Origin of the sequence: Rhizobium sophorae, from assembly GCF_013087515.1 — a bacterium.
Classification (GTDB): Bacteria; Pseudomonadota; Alphaproteobacteria; order Rhizobiales; family Rhizobiaceae; genus Rhizobium; species Rhizobium sophorae.
Window position 1 is genome coordinate 58,981 of the sequence record NZ_JABFCN010000049.1, and the last position, 9,760, is coordinate 68,740.

Here is a 9,760-nt window from a genome sequence, read left to right on the forward strand (position 1 = left end):
CTTTCCGCCCCCTATCGCTCGAATGGTTCGCCGAGAGAAGCGACACCGTTCAGTTTCAGCAGGCGACGGTCGGCGGAGATGATGCCGAGCACGATGATCGTGACAAGATATGGCAGGCTCGAGAGCAGTTGCGAGGGAACGTCCAGTCCGGTTGCCTGGGCTGCAAGCCCCATCAGCGAGACCGCCCCGAAAAGGCAGGCGCCGAGGAAGATACGACCGGTGAGCCAAGTCCCGAAGACGACGAGGGCGATGGCGATCCAACCGCGCCCGGCGATCATCCCGTCGGCCCAGAGTGGTGTATAGACCACCGACGCATAGGCGCCGGCGAAGCCGGCCATCGCACCGCCGAAGGCGATGGCGAGGACGCGGACTGTGATTACCGAATAGCCGATGGCATGCGCGGCTTTCGGGTTCTCGCCGACGGCGCGAACGATGAGGCCAAGCTTCGTGTAGGCAAACATCGCCCAGAGGGCGAGGGTCGCGGCGAGCGAAATCCACACGACGATGTCCTGGACGAAAAGGCGGCCGATAACCGGCAGGTCCGAAAGCCCGGGAAGGGCAAGCTTCGGAAGTCCTCTGACCGTGAGGCTTTCATAGGTCTTGCCGAAAAGCGCGGAGAGGCCCTGGCCGAGAATGCCGATGGCAAGGCCCGCCGCCACCTGGTTTGCCCGGAATCCCAACGTGACGAAGGCGAAGAGCAGGGAAAGGGCAGCGCTGCCGAGCCCCGCGGCGACGAAGCCCAGCAGATGTCCGCCGCCTTGGTAGACGATAATGAAGGCGAGCACGGCACCGAAAGCCATCAATCCCTCGACCCCGAGGTTGAGGACGCCGGCGCGCTCGGCCACCAGTTCGCCGAGGGCTGCCAGAAGAAACGGTGTCGCAGCCGCGAGCATGCCGGCAAGAATGAACTCGATCGCGTTCATGATGGGCTCCGATGGGCGGTGCGTCGCCATTCAAGGCGATAGCGCACGAAAGCGACGGCGATCAAGTAAGCGAGCAGCAGACTGCCCTGGAAGACGCGGACGGCGGCGATCGGCAGGTTGGCCGAGACCATGGCATTGTCGCCACCGATATAGATGACCGCCATAACCAGCGCTGAGATCACGATGCCGATCGGATGTAGGCCGCCGAGATAGGCGACGATGATGGCTGCATAGCCATAGCCGCTCGCGACCGAACGCTGCAACTGGCCGAGCGGGCCTGCAACTTCGGCAGCACCGGCAAGACCGGCCGCAAAACCGCCGATCAGCAGCGAAAGCCAGATCGCCCAACCTTCCTTGAAGCCGGCATAGCCCGCAGCCCGCGGCGCCAGACCGCCGACCTGGAGCTTGTAGCCGATGAAGCTCCTCTGCATGAAGACCCAGGCCGCAACCGACAAAGCGAGCGTGATGAGGAATGAGACGTTGACGCGGGTACCGGCGATCAGGGTCGGTACCATCGCATCATACTGAAACATCACCGACTGGGGGAAGTTGAAGCCATTCGGATCCTTCCACGGGCCGAGCAGCAGATAGTTCAGCAGCTGCGCCGCAACGAGGCTCAGCATCAGCGAAACGAGGATCTCGTTGGCGTTGAGGCGCACGCGCCAGAAAGCGGTGAGAGAAGCCCAAAGTGCGCCGCCGATTGCGCCGAGCAGCAGCATTGCCGGCCAGATCCACTGGCCCGTCGCCTGGGGAAACCAGACCGGAATGGCAGAGGCGAAGATCGCGCCAAGAATGAACTGGCCTTCGGCGCCGATGTTGAAGACCTTGGCGCGAAAGCCGATCGCCAGTCCTTGGGCGATGAGAAGGAGCGGGCCTGCCTTCAAAAGCACTTCCGAAAATGACGCCCAGGAGAGGAAAGGCTCGAAAAGCATCGCATAGACAACCGCGACAGGGTCGCGGCCCATCAAAACGTAGAGGCCGAGATTAAGTGCGATCGCTCCCCCCAGCGCTACGACAGGCGCGCGCAGGGCCGCGGCAAGCGAGGCGCGCTCCCGGCGGACCAGGGTGGGAACGAAAGCAAGGGACCAAGCGCGCATTACTGGACTTTCTCAGGCGAGGCTTGTGCCCCGATCATGTATCGGCCGATCTCTTCGGGTTTCGTGTCCCGCGTTGCGAGCGGCGGGCTGAGCCGGCCGTGATGCAGCACCTGGATGGAATCGCAGAGTTCGAACAGTTCTTCGAGCTCCTCGGAAATGACGAGAATCGCCATGCCCTGATTGCGCAATGCGACCAGACGGCTGCGGATGGCGGATGCAGCGCCGATATCGACGCCCCAGGTCGGCTGCGCCAGGAAAAGCAATTTGGGAGACAGCATGATTTCGCGGCCAACGATGAACTTCTGCAGATTGCCGCCCGATAGTGTGCCGGCTTCCGCCTCCGGGCCGGGTGTGCGCACATCGTACTGATGGATACAATCATCGGTGAACGCCAACGCCCGCGACCTGTCGACGAGACCGTGGCGCAAAAGCTTGAGCGGATGGGCCGTCAGCAGGCTGTTGAGGACGAGCGACATTTCGGGCACGGCGCCGCGTCCGAGCCGGTCTTCCGGAACGAAGGCAAATCCGAGCGTCCGCCGCGTGGCGGCGTCGAGCCTGCCGACATCCATTCCCATCATGTAGATCCGATCGCGCTGGTCGCGCCCCAGCAGCGTCTCACCTGAAATCAACGCGGCAAGCTCGCTTTGACCGTTGCCCGAAATTCCGGCTATCCCGAGGATTTCGCCGGCACGAACTTCCAGGCTGATGCCAGAGAGCGGCACCGCGAAGGGATCGTCGGGCTGATGGTCCATACCGATAATCTCCAGCCGCTTTTCCCCGCCAGACAGTGGCAGCGCCGACATCGGCGCCGGCATGTCATGGCCGATCATCATGCGGGCGAGGTCATGGGCATCATGTTCACGCGGGTCGACATCCCCGGTCACGCGTCCGCCGCGCAGGATCGTCGCCCGGTCGCAGATCGCACGGATTTCTTCGAGCTTGTGGGAGATCAACAGGATGGAAACGCCGCCGTCGCGCAGCCGTCGCAGCGTGTCGAAGAGCTTCTCCACCAGTTGCGGCGGCAGGACGGAGGTGGGCTCGTCCAGGATCAGCAGCTTCGGATTGGTCATCAGGCTTCGGATGATCTCCACCCGTTGCCGCTCGCCGACGGACAGCGCATGCACATGGGCGAGCGGGTCGACCTCAAGACCGAATTCCCGTCCAAGCGTCCGAATGCGTTCCTTGAGCTCAGCCTTGCGGCCCGGCACGACCAGCCGAATATTCTCCAGGACGGTCAGTGTCTCGAACAGCGAGAAATGCTGGAAGACCATGCCGATGCCATTGCGCCTCGCCTCGGCGGGGGAGGCGAGGCGCAAAGGGTTTCCTTCCCAGATGACCTCTCCGTCGTCCGGTTGCTCGACGCCGTAAATCAGTTTCATCAGCGTCGATTTTCCCGCCCCGTTTTCCCCGAGGATCGCATGGATCGATTGCGGCGCCACGTCCAGATCGATGGCCTGATTGGCATGGATTTGGCCATAGCTCTTCGAAATGCCGCGCAGCGACAGGAGCGGGGTGGTCATGACTTATTTCGGCAGCGGCGTGGACACGCCCTTGACGTGCCAATTCATGGCGATGATCTCGGGGTCGGCCATGGTCGCACCCGATGCGACAGCTTCGCTGCCGTCGGCCTTGGCGATCGGCCCGGTGAAGGGCGAGAAGCTGCCGTCGGCGATCTTTACCTCGATCTCCTTGATCTTGGTCATCACGTCAGCCGGAATATCAGGATTCCAGTCGACCACTTCGACGACCTTGTCGGCGACGCCGAGGAACGCATTGGCGCCCTTGAACGTGCCGGCGAGATGGGCATCGACCGAAGCCTTGAAGAACGGCGACCAGTCCGTCGCGATGCAGCCGAGATAGGTTTTGGGCGCATATTTCTTCATCGAGGAATTGAGGTTGAAGGCGTAGACGCCGGCTTCCTCACAGGCGGAGATCACAGACGGCGTGTCCTGGGCGTTGGAGAAGATCACGTCGCACTTCTGCGCGATCAGGGCCTTGGCGGCTTCCTGCTCCTTGGCCGGATCGAACCATGAGTTCACCCAGACCACCGAGACCTCGATATCGGGTTTGACGGCCTGGGCGCCGAGCGTAAAGGCGTTGATCGAGGTAATGAGCTCAGGGATGGCAAAGGCGGAGACAGAGCCGAGCTTGCCGGTCTTGGAAAGTGCTGCCGCAGCCATGCCGAGCAGATAGGTACCCTGGAAATACTTGGCGGCAAAGGGCGAGAAGTTCGGCGCGACCTGGAAGCCGGAGGCGTGCAGAACCGTGACGCTTGGATCTCGGCGGGCGATCTGCAAGGCACCGTTCTGATAACCGAAAGAGCCAGCAACCAGGAACTTGTTTCCGTCGGCGACGGTCTTATTCATGATGCGGTCGGCGTCCGGGCCTTCGGCGATATTCTCAAGCACGGTGACCTTCACCTTGTCGCCGTAAGCGGCCTTGATCGGCTCGAGGCCGGCGGCAAGTGCGTGCCCCCAGCCAACGTCGCCGACGGGCGAGGGGATTACCAGCGTGATGCCGAGTGGCTCGTCGGCGGCAAAAGCAAGCCGGCTGCCGAGCGCACCGGCAAGGCCGGTGGCGGCAGCGGCCGTCATCAGGTTTCTGCGGGTCAGTTTGGTCATGGTCTCAGTTCCCTCTTTTGGTTTTTTAAAATTCCACGGTGGATAGTGCGGCCTCGGCATCGGCAGCCAGCTTGGCCTCGTCCAGCCCGGGAAATTCGCCCTTCTGCCAGACGACGCGGCCATTGATCATCGTCATATCGGTCGCCATACCGATGCCGACGCGGGCAATCAGGCTCAGCGGATCGTGGCGCGTGCCGACATAATCCATGCGCCGAGTGTCGATCGCAAACAGGTCGGCGGCCATGCCGGGCGCCAGCCGGCCGACATCGCGCCGGCCGAGCAGACTGGCACCCCCTGTCGTGCCGTAGCCGAGGAAATCGACCGGCGGCGGCACAGGATGGGCACGGCTGGAGGCGACGAGGCACTGCAGCATGTAGGCGGAGTGCAGGCAGTGCATCAGATTGGAATTGTCGTTGGAAGCAGCGCCGTCGCAGCCGAGGCCGACACGCAGGCCGAAGGCCGCCATGGCTGGAATGTCGGTGACTTCTGCGCCGACTAGATAGACCGGTTCCGAGCAGTGCGCCACGCCGGTGCCGCTGGCGGCCATCTTCCTGAGTTCGTCGTGGGTGAGCTCCCAGCAATGGGCATAGAAGGTATCAGGCCCGGCAAAGCCGAGTTCTTCCAGATAGTCGACCGTACGCATGCCATGGCGCGCCTGAATGACCGGGCTTTCGCCTTCGCCGACATGGGTATGCATCATGACGCCGCGATCGCGCGCCAGCGCCACCGATTCCACGAAGGTCTCGCGGTAGCAATTGATCGGCTGGCAGGGTGCCACCACGACCTGGCGCATGCTGAAGGGGCTGGTATCGTGGTAGGTGTCGATCAGCCGAGCGCAGTCGGCGATGAATTCGTCGGTCGTTTCCAGCATTTCGTCGGGAATGGTCGAGCCTTCCGACTTCGGCAGGGTATTGCCGCCGCGGCCGGCATGGAAACGCATGCCGAGCAGTTCGGCCGCTTCGAACTGGCAGTCGATCAACCGCTTTCCGGCGTGCCGGGGGAAATTATATTGGTGATCCAAGGCCGTGGTGCAGCCGTGCTTGATCATCTCGGCCATCGCCGTGACGGAGGAGTGATAAAAGCACTCCTCGTTGAGCTGCGAAAAGATCGGGTAGATGCGGTCCAGCCACTCGATCACCGAGAGCTTCGTCCAGTCGAGATCGGCGCGGTTGCGCACGAAGCACTGAAAGAAGTGATGATGGGTGTTGACGAGACCCGGATAGACGAACCAGCCGGCAGCATCCTGAACGGTCGTGCCGGCAGGCAGTGAGTCCGCCGCCAGATTTTCGCCGATCGCCACAATCGCCGGACCGCTGGTCAGCAGATCGACATTGCGATGAACGACCGGTCCCTTACCCTCGTCGACGATCACGGCTGCGCAATTTTTCAGGAGATAACCGGCCATCTCACGCCTCGCCCGGTTCGATCTGCGGTTCGGGCTTCAATTCGTGCAGCCGGTGAATGCCTGGCATCTCGATAAAATTGTCGAGGGCGCGCAGCGCGCGGGACCAGAGCCGGATCGCAGGATAAGCATCCAGCGTGACGCCGCCATCAGGCGCCAGCGCCACATAGGGAAAGCAGGCGATGTCGGCAATTGTCGGCCGGTCGGCGGCGAGGAAACGCATGCCGCGAAGGCCCTGCTCGACAAGCCCGGCTTCAAGCTCGCGAAGGGCGGCGATGCCCTGGGCCTGGAGTGCATCGATGTCGCCGGGACGCAGCAGCATTTCATGGAGCCGCGCTGCCCCGAGGCTTGCCGTCAGTCGGCCGGAGAAGGACAGCCATTGCTGCACCCGCGCCACTTCCTCGGCCTTGCCGCTGCCGAGCCACTCGGGTGCCGCCGTGGCGGCGAGATAGACGAGGATCGCCGACGACTCGGTCAGGATCAGGTCGCCATTCTCCAGGATCGGAATGGAGCCTGCCGGATTGAGTGCAAGCAGCTCAGGGCCGCGATGCTCGGCGCCGGGATGGAAATCCACTGGGCGCAGGTGAAGCTTCACGCCGGTCAACGCCGCCATCAGGCGCACCTTGTAGCAACTGGGCGAGAGAATATAGTCGTAGAGCTTCATTGCGCCACCAGCTGTGCGCCGTAGGTATAATTGTGGCGCTTCAGCCAGCGCCGGTAGGCGATCGATGTCAGATCGGCCCGCGTCGGGATTTCCATGCCGGGGTCGAGTGGCAGCAGCCGCGGGATCTGGTTTTCGAGAATCGACCGGTCCTGCAGAAAGATCGTCTGCTGGAAATGGATGAGGTCGGTCATCGCGGTTTCGTCGTCGAAGAGCGCCATCCATGGCCATACGTCGCAGAGGTCCTCGGCCAGCGGCTGCACGAAGAGCGTGATGACATCCCATTCGCTCGGGCGCGGCGGGCAGGTCTTGTAAAGCACGGAGCAGGTGGGTGCCGGCACGCGGTACATGTATTCCGTCGTGATCCCGCCGCTTGCCGACTTGGCGGCCTGCGGCTGGTAGAATTTCACCTGCGTCGCCCAGACCTCGTCTTCTTCCTCGCGAATCTCGACCTTGTAGTTCTGGACCTCCGTATGCGGCTCGGCGCCGAGAATGTCGGTGTGGACGAAGGGGAAATGGGCGATGTCGAGAAAATTCTCGACGGCACGCAGCGGCGAGCAGCGCACCCGCACCACGCCGACATCGACGAAGCGGCGGCCTGGCTGATCGGCCTCGGGAATGGGGAAAAGTTCCTTCTGCGGCTGGCCGAGGGACGACCAGACATGACCGTAACGGACGCGCACCGGCAGAACGCGGCCATCTCCGCCCGTCACCTTCGCATTGCCATCGGCGTCGCGCGCCACCTCGATCGGCTCGCCCATCAGCGCCGTCTTACGGCCGGCGTTGTCGAGCTGGCTGAAAAGCCCGACCGGATACCATTCGTCGATCATCGCCTGCATGGTCATTGCGCGATCTCCTTTTTCTGAAGACCCTCAGCCCGGCGCCGCAGGCTCTCGGCGGCGCGTGAAGCCCCGATGCCCGCAGGAAGGCCGGCATCACCCTTCAGCAGCACATGGATCAGCGTCCGTCCGTCCTCTTGGGCGGATAATAGCAGACAGATGGTCCCGGTGGGTGTGTCGATCTCGACAAGACCATCAGGGCTCCCCTTGCTGCCGGCCGCCGCCTCGATCGCCGCGATGCCGGCGAACGCCGTCAGGGAGCGCAGGGGAATGAGGCCCTCGAGCCTCGGCGGCTTCGATACGGGCGTGCCCACTGCCACCCAGATCACACTGTCTGTTTCCTCGACATCATGGGTGTCGACACGGATGGTTTCCGGTGGCGTCAGCCCCGGATGGGCGGGAATGCGGAGACAGTTTCCGGCCTGGCCATAGCTCCAGCCGTGATAGATGCAAGAAAGCGCCTCGCCACGCACGAAGCCGTGAGACAGGCGCATGCCGCGATGCGGACAGCGATCCGCCGATGCCGATATGCGTCCGGAAGCGCTGCGCCACAGAGCAATCGATCCGGCTGCCGTCCATGCCGGTATGACGGTTCCGGCCGGCAAATCCCGGGAAAGGGCGACTGGCGTCCAAAAGCCCGTCGTATCGGAAGGCATCGTTAGAGTTCCTGAACAAAATCAACTATTTGCCGAGCGTGCCTCACCTCCGCACCAAGGCAATTCCGCTCAACCTTATTAGGTTTGCATAATTATTTCGCATTGGCAACATTGAGTAAATAATATGCACGGGGGAATTACGCCACAGCGCGGACTAGGTCCTTTCGCCGCTGATCGCCGTGCGATCTATCCTCTCGACCCATACGTCGATAGGCCCGAGAGAGCATCCCATCTCCATCATGTCGATCAGTTCTTCCGGCCCGGCAACCTCAAGTTCGATCCGCTGGGAACTCGTATGAGATATGGTGTGCGAGAGCCCAAGCTTGGCAGCGTGGCGCCGGATCCAGGGAACGAAGGAGGCCGCCTCCAGATCACCGACTATCGTCATCCGCTCCAGGGGATGGCTGGTATCTTGTTCCGTCACCATAATGCTCTTCCTTGCTCTCCAACAGCATAGCGACGGAATGAACTTGCGGAAGGGGTCATCGGCAAAGGCAAGCTCGCCCACGTGCAAGTCAGCGCACTCCGAGGTCCCGATGCGACCTGCGCAGCTTTGCAGGTGTGACGTGATAGGTGCGCCTGAACCAGTTCACCAGATGAGCGAATCCGTGAACCCGGATGGTTTGCACGGTCCTCTGTTCCAGGCCATAGTGCATGAAGTATATGAGCCAAATGGCGTTGTCAGCTTCCCTGATGCCGAGCCGGCTCCTGCGGTGGCCAAATGGAGCGCCGCCTTTCGCTTTCTTTTATCATGGTGTGTCTTGTCTCGGCGGAGCGTCCGAACTTGGGGTAGGGCATGACAGGTCAAGCGATCAGCGCGACGTCAATCGTTGCCATGTCCTACGCCAGGCCGAACCGGACCGGCGGCTCGGCCACCGTCCCAGTCCCATGAATTACCGCCCGCCTTCCATTTTGCGATGGCGCTGGTTGATGCCGCCCTTGCCGTAGGGGTAGTCGAAAGGCTGAGGCGCGCTCACATCGTTCAATCTCGCCATCTCGTCGTCGGAGAGTTTGAGCTTCATGGCGCCCAAATTGTCGGCGAGCTGTTCCGGCGTGCGGGCGCCGAGGATCACGGAGGTGATTGCCGGCTGCGCCGCCGTCCAGGCGAGCGCCACCTGCGCCATGCTGACGCCATGCGCCTTGGCGATCTCCTCGACGACAGCGATGATTGCCCAGGTTCTCTCCAGCGCATTGCGTGGCGCATAGGATTCGCCGCCGCGATTGGGGTTTTCGCCGAGGCGGGTGGCGCCCGTCGGCATCTCGTCGCGCTTGTACTTGCCGGTCAGCCAGCCGCCGCCAAGCGGCGACCACGGCAACAGACCCATGCCGGCATCCTGGCAGGCCGCAACAATCTCAAGTTCGATGTCGCGCACCAGCAGGTTATATTGCGGCTGCAGCGTCACCGGGCGGGTATAGCCGCGCGCCTTGGCGATCTCCGAGGCCTTGGCGATGTGCCAGCCGACATAATTGGAAAAGCCGTAATAGCCGATCTTGCCGGAGGTAACCGCATCGTCGAGGAAACGCAGCGTCTCCTCGATCGGCGTCAGCGCGTCCCAGGCAT

At 62.6% G+C, this 9,760-nt stretch carries 10 protein-coding genes; all 10 read right to left on the reverse strand.

The window, feature by feature from the left end:
• Positions 1-11 precede the first annotated feature (11 nt).
• Entirely contained in the window at positions 12-923 is a 912-nt protein-coding gene (locus G9X64_RS28295; RefSeq protein WP_168309618.1) for an ABC transporter permease, read from the reverse strand.
• A complete protein-coding gene (locus G9X64_RS28300; RefSeq protein ID WP_168309617.1) occupies positions 920-2,020 on the reverse strand; it encodes an ABC transporter permease in 1,101 nt (366 codons plus the stop codon). Before G9X64_RS28300 ends, G9X64_RS28295 begins: the two co-directional genes overlap by 4 nt.
• Complete coding sequence (locus G9X64_RS28305; protein WP_171377835.1) at positions 2,020-3,540, reverse strand: ABC transporter ATP-binding protein; 1,521 nt, start codon at positions 3,538-3,540, stop codon at positions 2,020-2,022. The genes G9X64_RS28300 and G9X64_RS28305 overlap by 1 nt, the downstream gene beginning before the upstream one ends.
• A gap of 3 nt (positions 3,541-3,543) precedes the next feature.
• Positions 3,544-4,641, reverse strand: a complete 1,098-nt coding sequence (locus G9X64_RS28310; RefSeq protein ID WP_017958144.1) for a BMP family ABC transporter substrate-binding protein — start codon at positions 4,639-4,641, stop codon at positions 3,544-3,546.
• A gap of 25 nt (positions 4,642-4,666) precedes the next feature.
• Entirely contained in the window at positions 4,667-6,046 is a 1,380-nt protein-coding gene (locus tag G9X64_RS28315; protein WP_171377836.1) for an amidohydrolase, read from the reverse strand.
• A 1-nt stretch (position 6,047) separates the two neighbouring features.
• Positions 6,048-6,707 carry a glutathione S-transferase family protein gene (locus G9X64_RS28320; RefSeq protein ID WP_168317502.1) on the reverse strand — a complete coding sequence of 220 codons (660 nt, stop codon included), beginning with the start codon at positions 6,705-6,707 and terminating at the stop codon, positions 6,048-6,050.
• The gene (locus G9X64_RS28325; protein WP_171377837.1) at positions 6,704-7,549 is read right to left on the reverse strand and encodes an aromatic ring-hydroxylating oxygenase subunit alpha; all 846 of its coding nucleotides are present in this window, start codon (positions 7,547-7,549) and stop codon (positions 6,704-6,706) included. The genes G9X64_RS28320 and G9X64_RS28325 overlap by 4 nt, the downstream gene beginning before the upstream one ends.
• Positions 7,546-8,199, reverse strand: coding sequence for a Rieske 2Fe-2S domain-containing protein (locus G9X64_RS28330; RefSeq protein WP_171377838.1), 654 nt, complete (start codon positions 8,197-8,199; stop codon positions 7,546-7,548). The genes G9X64_RS28325 and G9X64_RS28330 overlap by 4 nt, the downstream gene beginning before the upstream one ends.
• Positions 8,200-8,353: 154 nt before the next feature.
• Positions 8,354-8,626: an acylphosphatase gene (locus tag G9X64_RS28335; protein WP_171377839.1), complete on the reverse strand. Its 273-nt coding sequence runs from the start codon at positions 8,624-8,626 to the stop codon at positions 8,354-8,356.
• Between the two features lie 466 nt (positions 8,627-9,092).
• A partial coding sequence (locus G9X64_RS28340; protein WP_171377840.1) for an aldo/keto reductase occupies positions 9,093-9,760 on the reverse strand: 668 nt, incomplete at its 5' end.

What these genes read in the sequence shown, in the direction of transcription:
- G9X64_RS28295 (WP_168309618.1), bottom strand. Translation starts at nt 923, where the DNA reads ATGAACGCGATCGAGTTCATTCTTGCCGGCATGCTCGCGGCTGCGACA.
- G9X64_RS28300 (WP_168309617.1), bottom strand. Translation starts at nt 2,020, where the DNA reads ATGCGCGCTTGGTCCCTTGCTTTCGTTCCCACCCTGGTCCGCCGGGAG.
- G9X64_RS28305 (WP_171377835.1), bottom strand. Translation starts at nt 3,540, where the DNA reads ATGACCACCCCGCTCCTGTCGCTGCGCGGCATTTCGAAGAGCTATGGC.
- G9X64_RS28310 (WP_017958144.1), bottom strand. Translation starts at nt 4,641, where the DNA reads ATGACCAAACTGACCCGCAGAAACCTGATGACGGCCGCTGCCGCCACC.
- G9X64_RS28315 (WP_171377836.1), bottom strand. Translation starts at nt 6,046, where the DNA reads ATGGCCGGTTATCTCCTGAAAAATTGCGCAGCCGTGATCGTCGACGAG.
- G9X64_RS28320 (WP_168317502.1), bottom strand. Translation starts at nt 6,707, where the DNA reads ATGAAGCTCTACGACTATATTCTCTCGCCCAGTTGCTACAAGGTGCGC.
- G9X64_RS28325 (WP_171377837.1), bottom strand. Translation starts at nt 7,549, where the DNA reads ATGACCATGCAGGCGATGATCGACGAATGGTATCCGGTCGGGCTTTTC.
- G9X64_RS28330 (WP_171377838.1), bottom strand. Translation starts at nt 8,199, where the DNA reads ATGCCTTCCGATACGACGGGCTTTTGGACGCCAGTCGCCCTTTCCCGG.
- G9X64_RS28335 (WP_171377839.1), bottom strand. Translation starts at nt 8,626, where the DNA reads ATGGTGACGGAACAAGATACCAGCCATCCCCTGGAGCGGATGACGATA.